The organism is Micromonospora sp. M42 (assembly GCF_000568915.1).
Taxonomy (GTDB): Bacteria; Actinomycetota; Actinomycetes; order Mycobacteriales; family Micromonosporaceae; genus Micromonospora; species Micromonospora chalcea.
Genome location: NZ_KK037233.1, coordinates 5,008,135 through 5,029,282 on the forward strand (window position 1 = coordinate 5,008,135; position 21,148 = coordinate 5,029,282).

Annotated in this window: 18 protein-coding genes and 3 pseudogenes; 14 read left to right on the plus strand and 7 right to left on the minus strand. The window is 73.9% G+C overall.

Features of this window, described 5'->3' with window-relative positions; all coding sequences use genetic code 11:
• The 6 genes and pseudogenes from MCBG_RS23075 to MCBG_RS35305 all read left to right on the plus strand — a co-directional run.
• Positions 1-454 (plus strand): annotated as a pseudogene (locus MCBG_RS23075) (hypothetical protein); the annotation flags it as partial.
• A 39-nt stretch (positions 455-493) separates the two neighbouring features.
• On the plus strand, positions 494-1,489 hold the full coding sequence (locus MCBG_RS23080; RefSeq protein WP_043328177.1) for an alpha/beta fold hydrolase: 996 nt from the start codon (positions 494-496) through the stop codon (positions 1,487-1,489).
• 5 nt (positions 1,490-1,494) lie between these two features.
• On the plus strand, positions 1,495-2,352 hold the full coding sequence (locus tag MCBG_RS23085) for a DUF3152 domain-containing protein (RefSeq protein ID WP_043328179.1): 858 nt from the start codon (positions 1,495-1,497) through the stop codon (positions 2,350-2,352).
• A gap of 78 nt (positions 2,353-2,430) precedes the next feature.
• Positions 2,431-3,276, plus strand: coding sequence for a DUF3152 domain-containing protein (locus tag MCBG_RS23090; RefSeq protein WP_043328182.1), 846 nt, complete (start codon positions 2,431-2,433; stop codon positions 3,274-3,276).
• 41 nt (positions 3,277-3,317) lie between these two features.
• Complete coding sequence (moeZ, locus tag MCBG_RS23095) at positions 3,318-4,565, plus strand: adenylyltransferase/sulfurtransferase MoeZ (protein WP_176722780.1); 1,248 nt, start codon at positions 3,318-3,320, stop codon at positions 4,563-4,565.
• 130 nt (positions 4,566-4,695) lie between these two features.
• Positions 4,696-5,565: pseudogene (locus tag MCBG_RS35305) on the plus strand (hypothetical protein); the annotation flags it as partial.
• 974 nt (positions 5,566-6,539) lie between these two features.
• Here the strand turns inward: MCBG_RS35305 and MCBG_RS23105 are convergent.
• A complete protein-coding gene (locus tag MCBG_RS23105; RefSeq protein ID WP_043328186.1) occupies positions 6,540-7,781 on the minus strand; it encodes a glutamate-5-semialdehyde dehydrogenase in 1,242 nt (413 codons plus the stop codon).
• 74 nt (positions 7,782-7,855) lie between these two features.
• A complete protein-coding gene (gene proB, locus MCBG_RS23110; protein WP_051611346.1) occupies positions 7,856-9,013 on the minus strand; it encodes a glutamate 5-kinase in 1,158 nt (385 codons plus the stop codon).
• Between the two features lie 13 nt (positions 9,014-9,026).
• Here proB and MCBG_RS23115 point away from each other — a divergent pair, with 13 nt between their 5' ends.
• Positions 9,027-9,338: an MGMT family protein gene (locus MCBG_RS23115; RefSeq protein WP_043328189.1), complete on the plus strand. Its 312-nt coding sequence runs from the start codon at positions 9,027-9,029 to the stop codon at positions 9,336-9,338.
• A gap of 58 nt (positions 9,339-9,396) precedes the next feature.
• On the opposite strand, the gene MCBG_RS23120 is transcribed toward MCBG_RS23115, so the two are convergent.
• The gene (locus tag MCBG_RS23120; protein ID WP_043328191.1) at positions 9,397-10,053 is read right to left on the minus strand and encodes a nucleotidyl transferase AbiEii/AbiGii toxin family protein; all 657 of its coding nucleotides are present in this window, start codon (positions 10,051-10,053) and stop codon (positions 9,397-9,399) included.
• Positions 10,053-10,409 (minus strand): hypothetical protein, encoded by a 357-nt coding sequence (locus MCBG_RS23125; protein WP_043328193.1) that lies wholly within the window; start codon positions 10,407-10,409, stop codon positions 10,053-10,055. The genes MCBG_RS23120 and MCBG_RS23125 overlap by 1 nt, the downstream gene beginning before the upstream one ends.
• Positions 10,410-10,532: 123 nt before the next feature.
• Between MCBG_RS23125 and MCBG_RS35310 the strand changes: the two are divergent.
• Both MCBG_RS35310 and MCBG_RS23135 read left to right on the plus strand, forming a co-directional pair.
• Positions 10,533-11,903: pseudogene (locus tag MCBG_RS35310) on the plus strand (MFS transporter).
• A 28-nt stretch (positions 11,904-11,931) separates the two neighbouring features.
• Complete coding sequence (locus MCBG_RS23135) at positions 11,932-13,410, plus strand: pyridoxal phosphate-dependent decarboxylase family protein (RefSeq protein WP_043330921.1); 1,479 nt, start codon at positions 11,932-11,934, stop codon at positions 13,408-13,410.
• A 48-nt stretch (positions 13,411-13,458) separates the two neighbouring features.
• Here MCBG_RS23135 and MCBG_RS23140 read toward each other — a convergent pair whose 3' ends face one another.
• The gene (locus MCBG_RS23140) at positions 13,459-14,388 is read right to left on the minus strand and encodes a hypothetical protein (protein ID WP_043328195.1); all 930 of its coding nucleotides are present in this window, start codon (positions 14,386-14,388) and stop codon (positions 13,459-13,461) included.
• Positions 14,389-14,557: 169 nt separating this feature from the next.
• On the opposite strand from MCBG_RS23140, the gene MCBG_RS23145 reads away from it, so the two are divergent.
• Both MCBG_RS23145 and MCBG_RS23150 read left to right on the plus strand, forming a co-directional pair.
• Positions 14,558-15,118, plus strand: coding sequence for an NADH-quinone oxidoreductase subunit B (locus MCBG_RS23145; RefSeq protein WP_043328197.1), 561 nt, complete (start codon positions 14,558-14,560; stop codon positions 15,116-15,118).
• Between the two features lie 36 nt (positions 15,119-15,154).
• Entirely contained in the window at positions 15,155-16,471 is a 1,317-nt protein-coding gene (locus MCBG_RS23150) for a DUF2252 domain-containing protein (protein WP_043328199.1), read from the plus strand.
• 31 nt (positions 16,472-16,502) lie between these two features.
• Here MCBG_RS23150 and MCBG_RS23155 read toward each other — a convergent pair whose 3' ends face one another.
• Entirely contained in the window at positions 16,503-17,549 is a 1,047-nt protein-coding gene (locus tag MCBG_RS23155) for a glucose 1-dehydrogenase (protein ID WP_181373739.1), read from the minus strand.
• Between the two features lie 102 nt (positions 17,550-17,651).
• On the opposite strand from MCBG_RS23155, the gene MCBG_RS23160 reads away from it, so the two are divergent.
• The gene (locus tag MCBG_RS23160; RefSeq protein ID WP_043328202.1) at positions 17,652-18,461 is read left to right on the plus strand and encodes an NADH-quinone oxidoreductase subunit C; all 810 of its coding nucleotides are present in this window, start codon (positions 17,652-17,654) and stop codon (positions 18,459-18,461) included.
• On the plus strand, positions 18,461-19,423 hold the full coding sequence (nuoH, locus tag MCBG_RS23165; protein ID WP_030502945.1) for an NADH-quinone oxidoreductase subunit NuoH: 963 nt from the start codon (positions 18,461-18,463) through the stop codon (positions 19,421-19,423). The genes MCBG_RS23160 and nuoH overlap by 1 nt, the downstream gene beginning before the upstream one ends.
• Before the next feature lie 125 nt (positions 19,424-19,548).
• On the opposite strand, the gene MCBG_RS23170 is transcribed toward nuoH, so the two are convergent.
• Positions 19,549-20,595, minus strand: coding sequence for a glutathione S-transferase family protein (locus MCBG_RS23170; RefSeq protein WP_043328203.1), 1,047 nt, complete (start codon positions 20,593-20,595; stop codon positions 19,549-19,551).
• Positions 20,596-20,690: 95 nt separating this feature from the next.
• Between MCBG_RS23170 and MCBG_RS23175 the strand changes: the two genes are divergently transcribed.
• Positions 20,691-21,113: an ester cyclase gene (locus tag MCBG_RS23175; protein WP_043328205.1), complete on the plus strand. Its 423-nt coding sequence runs from the start codon at positions 20,691-20,693 to the stop codon at positions 21,111-21,113.
• Positions 21,114-21,148 lie beyond the last annotated feature (35 nt).

Here is a 21,148-nt window from a genome sequence, read left to right on the forward strand (position 1 = left end):
GACGGAGACCGCGCCCGTCGCGACCGCTCGACACCGGCGGCGCGCCCGGGGCCCCCGGGTGGTGATCGAGCACGTCCTGGTGAGCACGTTCGGCCTGGACGCCACCACTGAGGTCCGCCTGATCGCGGGCGACCGGACCGCCGAGGGCCACGCGACCGGACCGGCCGTCGACGGGTACGTGCTGCGGCTGTGCGCGGTGGCGGCGGCCGCGGCGGTGGACGAGTTGCTCGGCCGGGGCGTCCCGGCCGGTGAGCACGGCCGGTGCTTCGTGGAGCACGCCGCCGTGGTGCCGTTCGGCAACTGCGAGGTGGCGACCGTTGTCGTGCTGCTGGTCTGCGACGGCTGGGTGGAGCAACTGGCCGGGTCGGCCCTGGTCGCCGGGGATCCCCGGCAGGCGGTCGTGCGGGCCACGCTGGCGGCGGTGAACCGGCGGCTGGAGGCGCTGCTCGCCTGAACGGTGTGCGGTACGGCGCGCGCGGGGAAGACTGGAGACATGAAACGCGCCGCACTCTGGCCGGAGCACAGCCTCCCCGCGCACGAGGTCCCGCCGCCCTGGCCCGGCCGGCACGTCCGGCTCGACGGCACGCTCGTGCACGTCCGGGAGACCCCGGCGACCGGGCCCGGCGCGGAACCGGCGCTGTACGTGCACGGCCTCGGCGGGTCCGCGCAGAACTGGACCGACCTGGCCGGCCTGCTCGCCGGCCGGCTCGACGGCCAGGCGATCGACCTGCCCGGCTTCGGGCGCAGCGAGCCCGGACCGCGCTACACCATCCCGGCCTTCGCCGACCGGGTGATCCGCTGGATCGAGCACACCGACCGGGGGCCGGTGCACCTGTTCGGCAACTCGCTCGGCGGCGCGATCTCGGTCCGGGTGGCGGCGCTGCGGCCGGACCTGGTCCGCACGCTCACCCTGATCTCGCCGGCCCTGCCGTTCCTGGACTTCCGGCGTTCGTTGCAGGGGCGGATGCTTCCGCTGCTGGCGATCCCCCGTGGTGAGCGGCTGGCCGCCTGGCGGCTGGCCCAGTTCACGCCCGAGGTGGCGGCGCAGCAGGTGATGGAGGCGTGCGTCGCGGATCTGACCCGGATCAGCGAGCAGCGCCGGCAGGAGGCGATCGACGAGATCCGGGTCCGGTACGAGGCCGCGCACCACGCCGCCGCGTACGTGCGTACCTTCCGGGGACTGGTCGGCAGTTTCCTGCGCTCGTACCTGCCGGGGGAGGGCGCGCTGTGGCGGCAGGCGGCGGCGGTGCGGGCGCCCACGCTGGTGGTGGGCGGAAGGCAGGACCGCCTGGTCGACGTCCGGGTGGCGCCGCAGGCGGCCCGCGTGATCCCGGACAGCCGGCTGCTGATGCTCGACGGCGTCGGGCACGTGGCGCAGTTGGAGGTCCCGCGGACGGTGGCGCGGGCGGTGCTGGGGCTGCTCGGCGAGCCGTCGTCGCCGGACGCCGGTGCGGGGGAGAGCGGAACGGGGCGCGACATGGCAGGCTGAGCCGGATGCCCAGCTCACGCCCTCCCCGCACCGCCCGGTCCCGGGCCTCCGCTCGTCCCTGGCGCTCCGCCCTCGTGGTGTGCGCCTTCCTCGCCGTCGCCGCGGTCGGCGTCGGCGCGGCGCTGCAACTTCCGTCGGCGGGGGCGGGGACGCGGGTCACCGACGGGTTCGTGGCCCAGCCTCCGGCGCCGACGCGGACGCCGCCGAGCGTGTCCCCGTCGCCGGTGGTGACGCCCAGTTCCTCGCCGCCGCCGGTGCTGACGCTGTCCGACCCGGGGCCGGCGAAGGGGCGGGGCAGCTTCGGCTACGACGACCGGCCCGGCGGGGTGCTGGGCCGATCCGGGCCGCTGCAGCGGTACCGGGTGGCGGTCGAGAACGGCTCGGGCGAGCAGGTCCGCGACTTCGGCGATGCGGTGCAGCGGGCGCTGGCCGGCCCGGGGAGCTGGGTGGACGGCGGCCGGTTGCGGTTGCAGCGGGTCGGGCCGGGCAGCGGGTACGACTTCACGATCTACCTGGCCACCCGGGAGACGGCGCGGCGGTTGTGTGGCGCGGGCGGGATCGACATCCGCGTGGGCGGCGTGCCGTACACGTCCTGCCGGGTTCCGGGCAAGGTGGTGATCAACCTGGACCGGTGGCGGACCTCCGCGCCGCACCTCGTCGCCGCCGGGATGACGCTCGACGACTACCGGCTCTACGTGATCAATCACGAGGTGGGCCACCAGCTCGGGCACCGGCACGAGGGGTGTCCGCGGGCGGGGCGGGCCGCGCCGGTGATGCAGCAGCAGACGCTCTTCCTCAACGGCTGCCGCCCGAACCCGTGGCCCTACGTGGGCGGGAAGCGGTATGCCGGGCCGAGCCTGTGACCGCCGGTTCGTGAAGAACATTCGCGGCATAGGCGGCAAAAGCAGCTAAATGCCCGAATTGCATGGCACGCTGGTGTCATGACCTCGTCGTCCCCTTACGACATGCCTGCCGAGCCGCGCCGCCGACCGCCGCCCCGTCACCCGGCCGAGCGTCCCACGGTGCGCCGCATGCGCCGTCGTCGCCGCCGCTCGGTGCTGCTGCTGGCGATGCTGCTGGCCGCCGGCAGCGGAGCGGTCGGCGTCACCCGGCTGAACGCCCCCGGGCCCGGCGGGACGTCGCTCGCGGCCGAGCCGTCGCTCGCCCGCGGGGCCGCCGAGGCCGACGTCCCGGCCGCGCCGCCGACCGGCTACCCCACCGCCGGCCCCGGCACGTTCGCCGTGGCCCAGGGCCGGTCCCCGGTACGCGGACACGCCGGGCCGCTGCGCCGCTACCGGGTCGAGGTCGAGCACGGTACGGGGCAGGACGCCGACGGTTTCGCCGCCACCGTGGACGCGGTGCTCGGCGACCCGCGCAGCTGGATCGCGTCGGGGGAACTGCGGGTGCAGCGGGTGCCCGAGGCGGCCGCCGCCGACTTCACCGTCTACCTCGCCACCCCCGTCACCTCGGAGCGGATGTGCGCCGAGGGCGGACTGCGCACCGACCGGTACACCTCCTGCCGGCTGCCCGGCCGGGTCGTGCTCAACCTGGCCCGCTGGATGACGGCGGTGCCCGACTACGGCGCCCCGCTGGACGTCTACCGGACCTACGTGATCAACCACGAGGTCGGGCACGAGTTCGGTGAGCTGCACCAGGCGTGCCCGGCGCCCGGCGCGCCCGCCCCGGTGATGCAGCAGCAGACGTACGGGCTGGACGGCTGCCTGCCGAACGCCTGGCCGTACGTCGACGGGGCCCGATACTCCGGCGAGCCCACCGACGGGGTCTGAGTTATTCCCGGTCCCGCAGTTCGGGCCGAGTGTCCCTCATCATGGCCGATCCCCGCCCGGGCGAGCGACAATGGCGCGGTCACACCGCCGATCCCGGGGAGTCCACCGTGTCGTTGCCCCCGCTCGTCGAACCCGCCGCCGAGCTGACCGTAGACGAGATCCGCCGATACTCGCGCCACCTGATCATCCCGGACGTCGGGGTCGAGGGGCAGAAGCGGCTGAAGAACGCTCGGGTGCTCTGTGTCGGCGCCGGCGGCCTCGGCTCGCCGGCCCTGCTCTACCTGGCCGCGGCCGGTGTCGGCACGCTCGGCATCATCGACTTCGACACCGTCGACGAGTCGAACCTGCAGCGCCAGGTCATCCACGGCGTCTCCGACGTGGGCCGCTCCAAGGCCGAGTCCGCCGCCGCGTCGATCCGCGAGATCAACCCGCTGGTCAACGTGGAGATCCACAACACCGCGCTGGACCGGGAGAACGTCCGGGACATCTTCTCCCGGTACGACCTGATCGTGGACGGCACCGACAACTTCGCCACCCGGTACATGGTCAACGACGCCGCGGTGCTGCTCGGCAAGCCGTACGTCTGGGGTTCGATCTACCGCTTCGACGGCCAGGCGTCGGTGTTCTGGGCCGAGCACGGGCCCTGCTACCGCTGCCTCTACCCGGAGCCCCCGCCGCCCGGCATGGTCCCCTCCTGCGCCGAGGGCGGCGTGCTCGGCGTGCTCTGCGCGTCCATCGGGTCGATCCAGGTCAACGAGGCGATCAAGCTGCTCGCCGGCATCGGTGAGCCGCTCGTCGGCCGGCTGATGGTCTACGACGCCCTGGAGATGAGCTACCGCAAGATCAAGGTCCGCAAGGACCCGAACTGCGTGCTCTGCGGCGAGAACCCGACCCTCACCGACCTCATGGAGGACTACGAGGACTTCTGCGGCGCGGTCTCCGACGAGGCGCAGGAGGCGGTGGTCGACTCGACCATCACCGCGCTGGAGCTGAAGGACTGGCAGGACTCCGGCAAGGACATCTTCCTGGTCGACGTGCGCGAGCCCGCCGAGTACGAGATCGTCCGCATCCCCGGCTCGACGCTCATCCCCAAGGGCGAGATCCTCTCCGGCGAGGCGCTGGCGAAGTTCCCGCAGGACCGGCAGATCGTGCTGCACTGCAAGTCCGGCGTCCGCTCGGCCGAGGCGCTCGCCGCGCTGAAGGCGGCCGGCTTCAACGACGCCGTGCACGTCCAGGGCGGTGTGCTCTCCTGGGTCAAGCAGATCGACCCGTCCCTGCCGTCGTACTGAGTCGCGTCGATGGGCCCGCCCGGTTCCCCGGGCGGGCCCGTCGTGCTTTCCGTACCCCGTGGCGTGGACAAACGCCTGGTCGCCCGACCCGCAGGTGGATGCGTTCGGCGACCGGTGGGCGGTACCGGCCCTGACCGAGCTACCGAGGCGTAACCCCGGCCGCGCCAGTACCGTCAGGGCCGTGGTGGACTTGGACGCGGCGATCGGATTCGTCGTCGCTCACGGAGACGCGGTGGACCGCGCCCGTCTCTCCCGGCTGCGCACCGGCGCTCCGGTGCCGTCCGACGTGCTCGACGCCGCCGAGTCCGGGCCGGCGCCGGGCGGCGGCTGGCCCGCCGTACTCGACGGCGAAGTCGCCTCGATCGACGCGACCTGCTTCCGCCTGGCCGAGCTGGACGACCTCGGCGCGCTCGGCCGCCCGGCGGCCCGGCACGCGCTGGACTGGCTGGCCGCCCGGCAGCTACCAGACGGCGGCTGGGACGAGGATCCGTCGCTGGCCGGGCTCGCCCCCGAATGGGCCACCCCCGGCGATCCGGAGGCCCGGCTCTACCAGACCGCCAACGCCGGATTCTGGCTCACGGTGGCCGGGCTGGACGCCCGGGCCGCCGGGCCGCTGGACCACCGGGTCGGCGGCGCGTACGCCGGTGTGGTGCAGGCGGCGGCCCAGGCGCTCGCCGCCCAGCTCGCCCCGGACGGAAGCTGGCCGTCCTTCCTGCCCGCCGGCTGGCTCGCCGCCGCGGTGCTGCACCGCCAGCAGATGTACTACGAGTCGGCGCGCATCCAGGCGGTGCTGGCCGACCGGATCCCCCGGATGTCCCCGGCCGACGTGGCCTGGCTCGCCGCCACGCTGCGCCGGGTCGACGTCGGCGAGGAGCAGTGGCTGCTGGTGTCCGCGCGCAGGCGGCTCGCCGAGACCCAGCGCAGCGACGGCGGCTGGGACAGCGACGACGGCCACCAGTTCGACGTGCACACCACGCTGCGGGCGATCCGGGCGTGCCGTCCGAACACGCCCGAGGCCCCGGTAGCCGGCGCGCCGTTCGTGGCGCCGCGCCCCGCCGAGCTGCCCCCGCCGCCCGCGGTGCCGGCCCCGCGCCCGCGCCGGCTCCCCGCATCGACGTCTCCTCCGCCCGCGCCCGACTCTGGGCCGCCCGCGCCCGACTCTGGGCCGCCCGCCTCCACGCCCGTGTCGCCTGCGCCCGTGTCTCCGCAGCCCGCCCCGGCTCGCCCGTTGACCGGCCCGGCTCGCCCGTTGACCGGCCCGGCCGAGGCATCGGTCGCATCGGCGGGTCCCGCTTCCGACCCTTCGGCGGGCTTCGGCTCCGACCTGTCGTCCAGTTTCGGCACCGACCCGTCGGCCGGGATCGCGCCCGCGCTGTCGGACGGCGCGCCGGAGCTGTTTCCGGCCCGGGGTCTCGGGCCGGATACCTGGTTCCGTCCGGACACCGGGCCGGATGCGATGCCCGGATCGGGAGCAGGGCCTGATCCGTCGGCCGGTGCTGAGGTGTCGGCCGGTGCGGACAGCGGGCCGGCGCCGTGGTCCGCCTGGATCGTCACGCCCGATCTGCTTCCCGACGAGAGCGCCGGGCCTGCCGCGCAGCTGGTGTCGGAGCTGCTGCCCGGCCCGGTGCCGCCCGCTCTGCCTCCGGCGGTTGCGGTGCCACCGGCCGCCCCGGTGTCCCCGGGTTTGCCTCCGCTGGTCACGCCGCCATCGGAGCCCACCGCCCAGGTGATCGCCGCACCGCCGCAGCCCGGCACAGTTCCGCCGGTCGACCCCGCCGCACCGGCCGACGGAGATCCACTCCAGATCGCCTAGCCCGGCCAGCTGATGATCAACACCAGTTCGGGGAAGTGGCGGCATCAGAGGTGCCGGGATACCGCCACCTCCCCGTACCGGCGTGTGCCCGCCCCAGTTCGGGGAGGTGGTGGCATCAAAGTGCGGGGGTGGCGCTGGCGCGCCACAACGGGCAAGGTCGGTCAGCGTAGGTGACCGTCGCCGGTCACCACGTACTTGGTGCTGGTCAGCTCCGGCAGGCCCATCGGGCCGCGCGCGTGCAGCTTCTGCGTCGAGATGCCGATCTCCGCGCCGAATCCGAACTCGCCGCCGTCGGTGAACCGGGTGGACGCGTTGACCATGACTGCGGCCGAGTCCACCCGGGCCACGAACTCCCGGGCCGCCCGCTGCGAGTCGGTGACGATCGCCTCGGTGTGGCCGGTGCCGTACCGGCGGATGTGCGCGACCGCCGCGTCGAGCGAGTCGACCACGGCGACGGAGATGTCGGCGGAGAGGTACTCGGTGCCGAAGTCCTCCTCGGTGGCCGGCACCACGGCGTCGGAGTGGGCGGCCACCTCGGGCGTGCCGTGCACGGTCACCCCGGCCTCGGCGAACGCGGCGAGCACCGCCGGCAGGAACGCGTCCGCGACGTCGCGGTGCACCAGCAGCGACTCGGCGGTGTTGCAGGTGGACAGGCGCTGGGTCTTGGCGTTCAGCGTGACCGCAAGCGCCTTGCCGAGGTCGGCGGCGGCATCGACGTACACGTGGCAGTTGCCCACGCCGGTCTCGATCACCGGCACGGTCGACTCCTCGACCACGGCGCGGATCAGCGACGCGCCGCCGCGCGGGATCAGCACGTCGACCAGGCCGCGGGCGCGCATCAGCTCCTTGACCGAGTCGCGGGTGCTGGAGTCGAGCAGCTGCACCGCGTCGGCCGGCAGTCCGGCGCCGGCGACCGCGTCGCGCAGCACCGCGACCAGCGCCGCGTTCGAGTGCGCGGCCGACGAGGAGCCGCGCAGCAGCGCCGCGTTGCCGGACTTCAGGCAGATCCCGGCCGCGTCGACTGTCACGTTCGGCCGGCCCTCGTAGACGATGCCGACGACCCCGAACGGCACCCGGATCTGGCGCAGCTCCAGGCCGTTCGGCAGCGTCGAGCCGCGTACCACCTCACCGACCGGATCGGGCAGCGCGGCCATCTGGCGCAGCGCGTCGGCGATCGCCGCCACCCGGCCCTCGTCGAGCGCGAGCCGGTCCAGCACGGCCGCGGACAGCCCGGCCTCGCGCCCGGCCGCCAGGTCCGCGGCGTTCGCCGCCAACACCTCGGGGGTACGCGCCACGAGCGCGTCGGCCATCGCGTGCAGCGCGGCGTCCTTGACGGTACGGGTGGCCGTGGCCAGGGCTTCCGCCGCGTCCCGGGCTCGCCGGGCCTGCTCGACGACGCTCATCGTGCGTACTCCTTCGGAGGTGTTTTAAGGAGGGGCCCCTTATTAACAGACGTCTGTTAATAAGGGGCCCTTGCTTACAGCAGGACGAGGTCGTCGCGGTGGACGACCTCACGTTCGTACGCCGGGCCGAGCGCCGCGGCGAGTTCGGAGGTGGAACGGCCGAGCAGGCCGGGCAGTTCCACCGCGTCGTAGTTGACCAGCCCGCGGGCCACCGGCGCGCCGGCGGTGTCGACCAGGTCGACCGGGTCCCCGGCGGTGAACGCGCCGTCGACGGCGGTGATGCCGGCGGGCAGCAGCGACTTGCGGCGGCCCACCACCGCCTGCACCGCGCCCGGGTCGAGGTGCAGGCGGCCCCGGGGCGCGGTCGCGTGCGCCAGCCAGAACAGACGCGCGGCGGGACGGCGGCTGCTCGGGTGGAAGTACGTGCCGACGGGCTCCCCGGCCAGCGCCGGCGCGGCCAGCGGCGCGGCGGTCAGCACCACCGGGATGCCGAAGCCGGTCGCGATGCGGGCCGCCTCCACCTTCGTCACCATGCCCCCGGTGCCCACCCCGGCCCGGCCGGCCCCGCCGATGTCCACGCCCGCGAGGTCACCCTCGCCGTGCACCTCAGTGATGCGGGTGCTGCCCGGGCGGGCCGGGTTGCCGGTCCAGAGCGCGTCGACGTCGGAGAGCAGCACCAGCAGGTCGGCGTCGACGAGCGCGGCGACGAGCGCGGCGAGGCGGTCGTTGTCGCCGAACCGGATCTCCTCGGTGGCCACCGTGTCGTTCTCGTTGACGATCGGCACGGCCCGCAGGTCGAGCAGTTTCCGCAGCGTCCGGTACGCGTTGCGGTAGTGCGCGCGCCGGGTCACGTCGTCCACGGTGAGCAGCACCTGCCCGACGGTGCGGCCGTGCCGGGCGAACGCGGCAGCGTACCGTCCGATCAGCAGGCCCTGCCCGACGCTGGCGGCGGCCTGCTGGGTGGCCAGGTCGCGCGGGCGCCGGGGCAGCCGCAGCGGGGCGAGGCCGGCGGCGATCGCGCCGGAGGAGACCAGCACCACCTCGCGTCCGGCGGCGGCCAGCCCGCCGAGCGTGTCGACGAGCGCGTCGACCCGGGCGTCGTCCAGGCCGCCGGTCGCGGTGGTCAGCGAGGACGAACCGATCTTGACGACGATCCGGCGGGCCGAGGTGACTGCTTCGCGCACCCGACCATTCTGCGCGCTGCGGTCTGTGACGCCGCGGCGCGTTCCCATATCGTGGCAGCTCGTGACACCTGACGAGTACGTCGAGGCGGTGCTGGCACTTGTCGAGCGGATCCCGCCGGGCCGCGTGATGTCGTACGGGGCGGTGGCCGACGCGCTCGCCGACCGCTCCGGGCGGGCGTCGCCGCGGCTGGTCGGCTCGATCATGGCGCGGCACGGGGGCGGCGTGCCGTGGCACCGGGTGGTGAACTCGGCCGGCCGGCTGCCGCCGGGTCACGAGCGCAAGGCGCGGGAGAGGCTGCTCGCCGAGGGGTGCCCGCTGCGTGGGGACCGTGTGGACCTGGCGGCGGCGTCCTGGTCGCCGGACGAGGGGTGACCCGACCGCGTCGGAGGCGGCCGGTCGATCGATCGCGACTCCGCTCAACGGGGCCGAGTCATCGCGGCCACTCGGAGAACGCGTGCCGGAGGTCGTGGATCTCAGCCGGGGTGAGGCGGTAGAGCGCGAAGACGGTGTCGGGGAGGCGGTCGAGGCGCTGCAGCGCGTCCTGGAACTCTTCGTCGGTGAGCGCCGGGTCAGCACGCCGTGCGAGGTCCACCAGGTCGTTCCTGCTGTACCGGCGGAGCGCGGCGGCTACGTCGATGTAGTCGCGGGGTTGAGCACGGGTCACCATGGCGGCGACTTTGGTGCCGATCACGTCGTCCAGGTGCAGCACCGGCCCGACGTCGAGCACGATCGGGCTGGCGCTGCGCGCGAAGCGCACGAGTTGCAGTCGTACGGTCCGGTCGTCGCGGCGAACCTCGAACTCGGTCATGTCGTGTTCGAAGCCGTAGAAGACATCGTCCAGCTCGGTGGGCTCGGCGATGGTCTCGACCTGGAACCCGGCATCGAGCAGGGTGGCGTGCACCAGCTCGGCGGCTGCGGTGACCCCGCCGTCGAGATCGGTGAACAGGTCCACGTCCTCGGTGGGACGGGCGCCGATGCCGTGGGCGATGAGGGCCTGGCCGCCGGCGAGGGCGAAGCCGTGTCGGCCGGCCACGGCGAGCGCGATACGGGCGACCTCGTGCTGGAACGGGTCCGGCGCGGGTGACATCAGGCGGCGACGTCCCGGGCGCGCAGCACCGGGTGGCTCTCTTCCCAGGCGCGGCGGACACCGCGGGGCACGTAAAGCTCGGGCCACAGCCGGACGAGGGTGGGTCCGTGCAGCCAGGTGCGCAGCTCGTCGGGATGAACGGCTTCGGTGAGCACCGTCTCGTACATCCAGGCGAGCAGCCCCGGAACGTCGAGGTCGACGTGCCGGTCGGGTTGCCAGAACAGCCGGTGGGGCAACTCGACGATGCCGGTGACCGGGCCCTGCAATTCGCTCAGGGCGGGGACCACGACCGCACGGCGGCCGGGGCGGGCCTCGTACGGTGCCCGCGAGCTGCGAACGGATCGGGCCGGGTCCATGCCCTACAGGGTAACGGTGCCGACCTGCGGCTTGTTGCGACTCGCGAGCGCCTGGCGGCATCGAACAAGCAGCGTCCGGGAGGGGATGTGACGCGAGCCATAACGTGAGTAGCATTCGGCTCCATGACAGCTTCGGGCCTGCCCCGCCGGGTGCACCTCGGATACGCGCTCGGTTCCCTGGTCACCGGCGCGTTCGGCACCGTGCCCGGGCTGCTCCTGCTGCCGTACCTCACCGACACGCTCGGCGTCGCCGCCGGGCTGGCCGCGCTGCTGGTGCTCCTGCCGAAGGCGTGGGACGTGCTGGTCAACCCGGTCGCCGGGCGGATCTCCGACCGGACCCGCTCCCGCTGGGGCGCCCGCCGTCCGTACCTGCTGGTCGGCGGGCTGGCGCTCGCCGTGCTGTTCGCGTCGATCTTCGCGGCGCCGTTCGCGAACGGTCCGGCCGCCGCCGCGTACGTGGCGCTGGCGTTCCTGGCGACAGCCACCGCGTTCGCGTTCTTCCAGGTGCCGTACGTGGCGATGCCGGTCGAGCTGACCGCCGACCCGGCGGAGCGTACCCGGCTGATGACCTGGCGGGATCGCGGTGCTGGCGCTGGCCATCCTGGTCTCCGGCGCGGTGGCCCCGGCCGTGGTGAGCGCGGGCGGCGACGGCGTGCCCGGGTCACCGGTGGATGGGCCTGTTCGTCGCCGCGCTGATCGTCGCCGGCACCGTCGGCGTGTTCCTGGGCACCCGGTTCCGCCCCGACTGCACGGTGGGGGAGAGCGAGCGAAGCCTGCGCCGCCCAGCTCGCTGTCGCCACCGGCAACCGGCCGTTCCGGGTGCTGCTGATCTGCTTCGTGATCCAGTCCGCCGGGGTGGCCACCGTGCTGGCCGGGGTGAAGTACTTCGCCGGCCAGGTGCTGCGCGAGCCGGACAGCGGCCCGACGCTGCTGTTCGCCTGCTTCGTGGCACCCGCGCTGCTGGTCATGCCGCTGTGGTCGCGGGCCGGCGCCCGGCTGGGCAAGCGGGCGTCGCTGGTCGCCGCGTCGCTGATCTTCGCGGTGGGCGCGCTGGCCCTGGTCGCCGCGCCCGCGCTGCCCGCCGCCGCGGCCTACGCGGTGGTCGCGGTGATCGGCGTCGGGTACGCGGGCCAGCAGGTGTTCGCGTTGGCCATGCTGCCGGACTGCATCGCGTACGACACGGCGCGCACCGGGCGCCGGCAGGCCGGGGTGTTCACCGGGCTGTGGACCGCCGGGGAGACGTTCGGGCTGGCGCTGGGGCCGGGCATCTACGGGCTGGTGCTCCAGCTGTCCGGCTATGTCTCCTCGTCCACCGGTACCGCCGCCGCCCAGTCCGACACGGCACGTCTCGGCGTGCTGCTCGGCTTCACCGTGCTGCCCGCCCTGCTGGTGGCGATCCCGCTGGTGCTGCTGCGCGGCTACACCCTGACCCCGGCCCAGCTGACCGCCGCCGCACCCGAGGCCGATGACGCCGCGCCGGCCGCGCGGGCGTGAGCACCCCGTCCACGAGAGGAACCACCCGATGACCGACACGGCAGGCGCCGGTGCGCTGCCCGCCCAGGGGATGCCCGCGGCGGACGTACTCGGCGAGATCCGCGCGCTGCGGGACGCCGACCGGCCCACGCACGGCGGGCGGTTGTTCGCGTACGTCTACGACCCCGGCGTGGCCGGTCTGGACGAGCTGGCGCAGGCCGCGTACGCGCAGAGCGCCCACGTCAACGGCCTCGACCCGACCGCGTTCCCGTCGCTGCTGGCGATGGAGAACGCGCTCGTCGGCGCCGCCGCCCGGCTGCTCGGCGGCGGCCCCGGCACCGGCGCGCCGGATGTCGTCGGCAGCGTCACCAGTGGCGGCACCGAGTCGCTGCTGCTCGCCGTCAAGGCGGCCCGGGACGCCCGCCCCGACCTGACCGAGCCGCGGATCGTGGCGCCGGCGAGCGCGCACGCGGCGTTCGCCAAGGCGGCGCACTACCTGCGGGTCGCGCTGGACACGGTGCCGGTCGACCCGGTGACGCTGCGCCCGGACGTGGCAGCGGTGGCCGCCGCGATCCGCCCGGAGACCGTGCTGGTGGTGGCGTCCGCGCCGTCGTACGCGCACGGGGTGGTCGACCCCGTCGCGGAGATCGCCGCCGTCGCGGAGGCGGCCGGGGTGCGATGCCACGTGGACGCCTGCTTCGGCGGCTGGGCGCTGCCCTGGCTGCGGCGGCTCGGCGCGCCGGTGCCGCCGTTCGACTTCGCCGTGCCGGGGGTCACCTCGATCTCGGTGGACCTGCACAAGTACGCGTACGCGCCGAAGGGCGTCTCGGTGCTGCTGCACCGCGATCCGGCGCTGCGCGCCCCGCAGTTCTTCGCGTACGCGGACTGGCCCGGGTACACGATGGTCAACCCGGTGATCGCCTCCACCCGCTCCGGCGGGCCGATCGCCGCCGCGTACGCCACGCTGCGGCACCTCGGCGAGGACGGGTACCTGCGGCTTGCCGCCGCCACCCGGGACGCGGTCGCCGGGCTCGCCGACGCGATCCGGGCCACCGACGGGCTGCGGCTGATGGCCGAACCGGAGACCACTGTCGTCTGCTTCACCAGCGACGATCCGGGGCTCGACCTGTTCGTGCTGGTCGACGAGCTGACCGAGCGTGGCTGGCACACCCAGCCCCAGCTCACGTACGCCGATCTGCCGGCCAGCGTGCACCTGACGGTGACCGCGGCGGTGGCGCCCCGGGTGGCCGAGTTCGGCCCGGCGCTGGCCGAGGCGGTCGCGGCGGCCCGCGCCGCCGGGCCGGTGGTGCTGCCGCCGGAGCTGCTGGCGCTGGCCGGCAGCCTCACCCCGGAGGCGCTCACCCCCGATCTGGTGGCCGGGCTGGCGGGCGGGCTCGGCCTGGCGGCCGACGCCGGTGCGCCGGAGCGGATGGCGGTGGTCAACACGCTGCTCGACGCCGCGCCGGCCCGGCTGCGGGAGCGGCTGCTCGCCGAGTTCGTCGGGTTGCTCCAGCGCCCGGCCTGGTGACGCGGACGGGGCCCGCCCGGATTCGGGCGGGCCGCGTCGTGCGGTGTCTCAGCCGGCCGCGCCGACGCTGAACGTGGTGGTGTCGTCCGCCGGGTCGACGTCTGCGACCGGCTCGTTCACGTAGCGGGCCTCGACGGTGAACGTGCCGCTGCCCAGCACGCCGGCCGGCGTTCCGGCCGGTGCCCGCAGGACGACGTCGAACGTGCGCTCCTCGCCGGGCATGAACCGGCCGCCCGGGACGTCGAACGAGTCCGGGAAGCTGGGCAGGTCCTGCGGGTCGGTGCCCCAGACCTCGACCCCGGCGGGCAGGGCCGCCCGCGCGGCGAGCCGGAACGACGGCGCGTCGTTGCCGTAGCGCACGGTCACCGGCATCCGGCCCAGCAGGCTTCCGTCGGCCTGGCGGGTCAGCGTCACGTCACGACCGTTTACGGTCAGGTCCGTCTCGGTGGCCTGCCGGTAGACGCGCGGCGCGCGGACGCTGCCCGAGGTCGACCGGAACACGGTCGGGAAGAAGTCGCGGTCCGCGACCCGGGTGCCGCCGGCCGGCACCACCGCGATCGAGCCGCCCGGCGCGACCATCGGGTAGGCGCGTGCGGTCGTCCAGACCTGGAAGTTGAGCCTCAGGGCCCGGCTGTCGCCCGCCGCGACCCGGCCGCCGAAGCTGCCGATGACCCGGCGGTTGTCCACCAGGTCCTCGGTGAACCACGGCGTGCCGTCGTCGAGGCCGATGAACGAGGCACCGGCCGGCTCGGTGATGCGCAGGTCGGCGACGCCGTCGGCCCGGCCCCGGTTGCTGATCGTCGCGGTCAGCGTGCCGACGTACCCCCGGTCGGTGGGCGTCAGCACCAGCGGCCCGGTGTCGACGGTCAGCCGTGCCGCCGCGGTGCCGCTCGTGGCGGCGGCGGGCGTGGCCAGCGCGAACAGCGCTGCCGCCCCGGCCAGCAGCGCGGTGGCGACTCGTGCCGTACGTGTGGTCATGACAGGTCCTCCGTGATCCCCGTGGTGGGCGGCGGTGGTTCCGTCCGCCCGACAGTGAAGACACCCGCCGGCCCCGGGGACAGTTGCCCGGGTTCCCTGTCGTGGGTACGACACCGGACCGCTGTGGTTGACTGTCTGCTCGGGGTTCACGGACAGCGGGAGGTCGGAGATGCAGCTGCCGGGCGTGCTCGGCGAGCCGATCCGGTTCGTGCTGAACTGGGGCCGCCGCTACTCGCTCTGGGTGTTCAACTTCGGCCTGGCCTGCTGCGCCATCGAGTTCATCGCGACCAGCATGGGCCGGCACGACTTCATGCGGCTCGGCGTGATCCCGTTCGCCCACGGCCCCCGGCAGGCCGACCTGATGGTGGTCAGCGGCACCGTCACCGACAAGATGGCCCCGGCGGTCAAGCGGCTCTACGACCAGATGCCCGAACCGAAGTACGTGATCTCGTTCGGCGCCTGCTCCAACTGCGGCGGCCCGTACTGGGACTCCTACTCGGTCACCAAGGGCGTCGACCAGCTCATCCCGGTCGACGTGTACGTGCCCGGCTGCCCGCCGCGCCCGGAGGCGCTGCTGCACGGCATCCTGCGCCTCCAGGAGAAGATCGCCGCCGAGCAGTCCGGCGTCGGCGGCGTGGCCCGCCCCGACGCGCTCGCCTCTCCGGCGGACGCTGTGGCGCGGCCGGTCGAGGCGCTGACCGCGCCGCCGGTCCGTCCGCCGCTCGGCTGAGCCGTCGGGTGGCGCCGCCGGTCTAGCCTGCGGCTCATGACCGACTTCGCGGAGAAGCGCTCCGCATTCATCATCGACGTGCTGACCGAGGAGTTCGGCGCGTCCATGGCGATCGACCCGGCGGCGTTCCGCCGTAAGTTCCGCAAGATGGCCGCGTCACCGTTCGCGTTCTACCGGGGCAGCGCGGCGCTGTTCTACGCCGACCAGCGCGGCGACTTCGGCAGCGACCGGTTCCTCGACGGACGGACCAGCCGGGTGTGGATCCACGGCGACCTGCACGCCGAGAACTTCGGCACCTACATGAACGCCTCCGGGCAGCTCGTGTTCAACGTCAACGACTTCGACGAGGCGTACGTCGGGCCGTTCACCTGGGACCTGAAGCGCCTCGCGGCGAGCGTGGCGCTGATCGGCTACGCGAAGGCCCTCTCCGACCGGGTGATCGGCGAACTGGTCACCGGCTTCGCCCGGTCGTACCTGGCCGAGCTGCGGGCCATCGCGGCCGGCGGGGACGACGCGATCGGCTCGATCACGCTGGACAACGCCGACGGCGTGCTGCGCCGGGTGCTCCAGCAGGCGCGGCTGAACACCCGGGTGGACCTGCTCGCCGCGCAGACCACCGTCGACAACTACGAGCGCCGGTTCTCCCTCGGCGACGGCGTGCACGAGATCGACGACGCCACCCGGGAGAAGGTCTGCGCCGCGTTCGCCGACTACCTGCACACGCTGCCGGACTCGGCCGCCCGGCTGCGCCCGGTGGCCACCGGCATCAAGGACGTGGTGCTGCGCAAGGGCGTCGGCATCGGGTCGGCCGGGCTGCCGTCGTACAACCTGCTGCTGGAGGGGCACACCCAGGCGCTGGAGAACGACGTCGTCATCTACATGAAGCAGGCGCAGGTGCCGGCCGTGGCGCGGTACGTCGACGACGAGCGGGTCCGGTCGTACTTCCGGCACCAGGGGCACCGCACCGCCGAGTCGCAGCGCGCGTTGCAGGCGCACGCCGACCCGTGGCTGGGCTTCACCGAGCTGGACGGCGTCGGCCAGCTCGTCGCGGAGGTCTCCCCGTACGCGGCGGACCTCGACTGGGCCGACGTGAACGAGCCGGAGGAACTGGCCGGGGTGCTCGCCGACCTGGGCCGCGCGGTGGCCCGGATGCACTCGGTGGCCGACGACGAGTCCAGCCACGACCTGGTCGACTACTCCACCGAGGAGGCGATCGTCGCTGCCGTCGACTCCGACCCGGACGGGTTCGTCGACTACCTGGTCGACTTCGCGCACCGGTACGGGATCCGGGCCCGCGAGGACCACCAGCTCTTCGTGGACCTGTTCCGCAACGGCCGGCTGCCCGGCATCTGAGGGCGCGGGGCGCCGACCGCGGCGCCCCGCCTCACTGCGTGAAGTCCAGCACCGCCTTGATGTCCTCGCCGGTGCGGGCGTACGCCTCCCGGTAGTTCGAGACCGGTACGCGGCGGGTGATCAGCGACGTCAGCCAGGACTGGTCCGCCTGGGCGAGCGCCTCGGCGGCCAGGTCCCAGTGCCGCCGGCCGGCGTTCACCGAGCCGAACACCACGTTGTTCTCCAGCACCAGCTCCCGGTTGAGCGCCCCGGCGTCGAAGTTGATGGTCCGCCCGCCGCTGGACACACCGGTCAGGCAGACGATCCCGGTGGGCGCGGCCTTGCACATGGCGTCCAGCACCACCGTCGGCGCGCCGGTGCACTCGATCACCACGTCGGGTTTCACGTCCAGCTCGGTCACCGACGACGTGTGGTACGTGGCGCCCAGCGCCCGGACCAGGTCCGGCTTCGGGCCGGTGGTGTTGCGGTCCAGCACGTGCACCGACAGCTCACGCTGGCTGCCGAGCAGCGCCGCCAGCAGGCCGATCGGCCCGGCCCCGGTGATCAGCACGCTCTTCGGCGTCCACTCGGCGCGGCGCCCGATCCGCTCGATGTGGTCCCACGCCTTCGCCACCACGCTGGCCGGCTCCAGCAGCATGCCCACCGACGCGAGGGCCGGGTCCAGGCCGACCGCGAACTTGGGCTGCAGCCGCCAGCGTTCCCGGGCGAAACCGGGCAGTCCCTTGATGCCGTGCTCGGTGTACAGCCCGTTGCGGCACATGTCCCACTCGTCCACCGCGCAGTTCGCGCAGGGCACCGGATCGGGGTGGCGGACCACGCCCGCCACCAGCTCGCCGGGCTGCAACGTGCCGGTCGGATCCTCCAGCACCCGGCCCAGCGACTCGTGCCCGAGCACCAGCCGCTCCTGGCCCGGCGGCGCCTCGCCGTACTCGCCCGCGACGATCTCGTGGTCGGTGCCGCAGACGCCCACCGCCAGCGCCTCCACCAGGATCGCACCCTCCTCGGGCGCCGGCTCGGGCCAGTCCTCGACCAGCCGTAGCGAGTCCGGGACACCGGGGGTCACAGTCACAGCGCGCACGTCCCTCATCCTCCCGCGCGCTCCCGCCGTCCGCCCGGCAAAGCGACGATCCGGCACGGGCGGCCCGACCCGGTCCGCAGCCGTCGGCCATAGGATCAGCGCATGACTCCGGAAGAGGTCGGCCGGCGGGTGGTCGAGCTGCTCGCGCCCGTGGAGGCCACCGCGTCGGTCTCCGGCGGTCAGGGGTACGCCCGCGCCACCGTTGACGTACCCCCGGCGAGCTGGGCGGACGCGGTGCGTGCGGCGCGTGACGACGCCGAGCTGGGTCTCGACTTCCTCGACTGGCTGTCGGCGGTGGACGAGCTGGCCGACGGCTTCGACGTGGTGCTGCACCTCTGGTCGGTCGCGCACCGGCACGGGCTGCTGCTGCGCACCCGGGTGCCCCGCGACGCGCCCGTCGTCGCCTCGGTGGTCGACCTGTTCCCCGGCGCGGCCTGGCACGAGCGGGAGACCCACGAGATGTTCGGCATCGACTTCGCCGGCCACGGCGAGCTGCGGCCGCTGCTGCTGCCGCCGGAGTTCGAGGGGCACCCGCTGCGCAAGGAGTTCGTCCTCGCCTCCCGGGTCGCCAAGCCGTGGCCCGGCGCGAAGGAGCCGGGCGAGTCGGAGGCGGGCGGCGGCCGCCGGCCGGTCCGGCCGCCGGGCGTGCCCGCGCCGGGTGAGTGGGGCACGACGCCCACGCCGGCGGGTGCGGCGGGCGCCGGTGAGGGCCCCCGCGGGGGTACGCCGGCCCGCCCGGCCCGGGAGCGTCCGGCGCGTGCTGCCCGTCCCTCCACCGGCGCGGTGCAAGCGGGGTCCGGTGCTGCTCCGGCGGCCGATGAGGCGGGTCCGCTCGGGCGGCCGCTGCCCGGGGAACTGCCGACCGGTCCACCCCGGCAGCAGCCGGACCCCGACGCGGCGGGGGAGAGCTGATGCCGGACTGGTTGGAGCTGCTCCTGCGCGTGGCGGGCGTGCTCGTCGCGTTCCTCACGCTGCCGCTGATCGTGGGCCAGGCCGAGCACAAGGTGATGGCGCACATGCAGGGCCGGCTGGGCCCGATGTACGCGGGCGGCTTCCACGGCTGGGCGCAACTGGTGGCCGACGGCATCAAGTTCGTGCAGAAGGAGGACGTCACCCCGCGCGACGCGGACCGGCAGGTGTTCCGGCTGGCGCCCGCGGTGGCGCTGGTGCCCTACCTGCTGGTGCTGCTCGTCATCCCGCTCGGGCCGGGTGACCTGGTGGCCCAGCCGTTGGACATCGGCCTGTTCTTCGTGCTCGCCGTGGTGGGTGTCGGCGTGTTGGCCGTGCTCATGTCCGCGTGGGCGTCGGCGAACAAGTACAGCCTGCTCGGTGGGCTGCGCGGCGCGGCCCAGTTGCTCGGGTACGAGCTGCCGCTGGTGCTGGCCGCCGCTTCGGTGGCGATGGCGGCCGGCACGCTCAGCCTCTCCGGCATCGTGGAGGCGTGGCAGCCGTGGTGGCTGCTCTGGCAGGCGCCGGCCATGGTGATCTTCTTCGTGGCGGGGCTGGCCGAGATCCGCCGCCCGCCGTTCGACATGCCGGTGGCCGACTCCGAGCTGGTCTTCGGCTACATGACCGAGTACACCGGTCTGCGGTTCGCGTTCTTCCTGCTCGCCGAGTACGTCGGCATCGTGGTGATCGCGGCGCTGACGACTGTGCTGTTCCTCGGCGGCTGGCAGGGCCCGTTCGCCGACGCGCAGCTCGGCTGGCTGTGGACGCTGCTGAAGGTGTTCGCCGTCGCCTTCGTGATCATCTGGTTGCGGGTGAGCTACCCGAGGCTGCGCGAGGACCAGCTCCAGCGCCTCTGCTGGCTGGTCCTGGTCCCCCTGGCCCTGGCCCAGCTCGTCCTGACCGCCGCAGTCCGCCTGGCCCTGTAACCCACCCTCCCTCCCCACCCTTCGCCCTCTCCCCGGCGATCTTGCACTTTCTGCCCCGGCAAAAGGGGCAAGGCGTCCAGGTTCGGGGCCCAAAGTGCAAGATCGCCGGGGCGGGGCAGGGCGGGTCAGCGCAAGGGGGTGTGGGACGGGTCTACGCGCTCGGACGGGGGTGGGGGCGGGGGTGGGGTGCCGTCGCCGAAGGGGCGACCGCCCAGTTCCTCCCGGCCGTGCGGGGTGAGCCAGTTGCTCAGGTCGGGGCCGAGCGGCACGATCCCGGTCGGGTTGATGTCCCGGTGGACCTCGTAGTAGTGCCGCTTGATGTGGTCGAAGTCGATGGTGTCGCCGAACCCGGGCGTGGTGAACAGGTCCCGGGCGTACGCCCACAGCACCGGCATCTCGCTGAGCTTCTGCCGGTTGCACTTGAAGTGCCCGTGGTAGACCGGGTCGAAGCGGACGAGCGTGGTGAACAGCCGTACGTCCGCCTCGGTGATGGTGTCGCCGACCAGGTACCGCTGCCCGGCCAGCCGTTCGCTCAGCCAGTCCAGCCGGTCGAACAGCCGGTGGTACGCCTTGTCGTACGCCTCCTGGCTGCCGGCGAAGCCGCACCGGTAGACGCCGTTGTTGACGTCCGCGAAGACGACCGCGTTCACCTCGTCGATCTCGGCGCGCAGCGGCTCCGGGTAGAGGTCCGGCGCGCCGGGACGGTGGTGCGCCGTCCACTCGGTCGTGAGGTCCAGGCTCATCTGGGCGTAGTCGTTCGTCACGACCTGCCCGGTGGGCACGTCGACGAGCGCCGGGACGGTGATGCCGCGCTCGTAGCCGGGGAAGCGGGCGAAGTAGGCGTCGGCGAGCCGCTCGATGCCGAGCACCGGGTCCCTGCCGTCCGGGTCCAGGTCGAACGTCCAGCTCCGCTTGTCGTGGGTGGGCCCGGCCACTGCCATCGAGATGGCGTCCTCCAGCCCGAGCAGGCGCCGGACGATGATCAGCCGGTTGGCCCAGGGGCAGGCCCGGCTGACCGCCAGCCGGTAGCGCCCCGGTTCCACCGGCCAGCCGTCCCGCCCGCCGGCAGTGATCCTGGTGGCGATGTAGCGCTGGTCGCGGGTGAACTCGCCACCCGGCTCCACGTACTTGCCGCCGGTCCGGTCCAGGACCTCGTCGTCGCTGCCGCCCACGCTCTACCTCCGAGTTCGCTTTTCGCTCCCATCATGGTCGCTCGGGCGGCTCCCGGCAGGTCGAGCGCGTCACAAAGAGGCATAGGCTGCCCGCCGTGACCGATGTGGAGACGGCGGCCCGGCGTTTCGTCGCCGACGTGTGGAACGCCGGGCGCGAGGAGAGCGCGTACGAGCTGGTGGCGGCGGAGTGCCCGGGCCTGGGCGGCGCCGGCCCGGCGGCGATGCTGGCGTGGCACCGGGACCGGCGGGCGTCGTTCCCCGACCTGCGCTACAAGATCGTCGACGTGGTGGCGGCCGGTACGCGGGTGGCGGTCCGCTGGCGGGCCGCCGGCACCCAGGCGGGCCAGTTCGGTCCGGTGCCGCCGACCGGCCGGGTGGTCAGCTATTCGGGCGCGACGTTCCTGCGCTTCGACGACGACGGGCGGATCGTGGACGTGTGGAGCGTCAACGAGCTGTTCCAGGTGCTCCAGCAGCTCGGCGTGGAGATGCTGCCCCCACTCACACCCGGCGAGGCGTGATCCGGCCGCACGCCCGGGCCAAAGCGCCGGGTGGT

Bases quoted from the DNA above. Each gene is read 5' to 3' on its own strand.
- MCBG_RS23080 (WP_043328177.1), top strand. From the start codon at position 494: ATGAAACGCGCCGCACTCTGGCCGGAGCACAGCCTCCCCGCGCACGAG.
- MCBG_RS23085 (WP_043328179.1), top strand. From the start codon at position 1,495: ATGCCCAGCTCACGCCCTCCCCGCACCGCCCGGTCCCGGGCCTCCGCT.
- MCBG_RS23090 (WP_043328182.1), top strand. From the start codon at position 2,431: ATGACCTCGTCGTCCCCTTACGACATGCCTGCCGAGCCGCGCCGCCGA.
- moeZ (WP_176722780.1), top strand. From the start codon at position 3,318: ATGGCCGATCCCCGCCCGGGCGAGCGACAATGGCGCGGTCACACCGCC.
- MCBG_RS23105 (WP_043328186.1), bottom strand. From the start codon at position 7,781: ATGAGCGTCGTCGAGCAGGCCCGGCGAGCCCGGGACGCGGCGGAAGCC.
- proB (WP_051611346.1), bottom strand. From the start codon at position 9,013: ATGGGAACGCGCCGCGGCGTCACAGACCGCAGCGCGCAGAATGGTCGG.
- MCBG_RS23120 (WP_043328191.1), bottom strand. From the start codon at position 10,053: ATGTCACCCGCGCCGGACCCGTTCCAGCACGAGGTCGCCCGTATCGCG.
- MCBG_RS23125 (WP_043328193.1), bottom strand. From the start codon at position 10,409: ATGGACCCGGCCCGATCCGTTCGCAGCTCGCGGGCACCGTACGAGGCC.
- MCBG_RS23135 (WP_043330921.1), top strand. From the start codon at position 11,932: ATGACCGACACGGCAGGCGCCGGTGCGCTGCCCGCCCAGGGGATGCCC.
- MCBG_RS23140 (WP_043328195.1), bottom strand. From the start codon at position 14,388: ATGACCACACGTACGGCACGAGTCGCCACCGCGCTGCTGGCCGGGGCG.
- MCBG_RS23145 (WP_043328197.1), top strand. From the start codon at position 14,558: ATGCAGCTGCCGGGCGTGCTCGGCGAGCCGATCCGGTTCGTGCTGAAC.
- MCBG_RS23150 (WP_043328199.1), top strand. From the start codon at position 15,155: ATGACCGACTTCGCGGAGAAGCGCTCCGCATTCATCATCGACGTGCTG.
- MCBG_RS23160 (WP_043328202.1), top strand. From the start codon at position 17,652: ATGACTCCGGAAGAGGTCGGCCGGCGGGTGGTCGAGCTGCTCGCGCCC.
- nuoH (WP_030502945.1), top strand. From the start codon at position 18,461: ATGCCGGACTGGTTGGAGCTGCTCCTGCGCGTGGCGGGCGTGCTCGTC.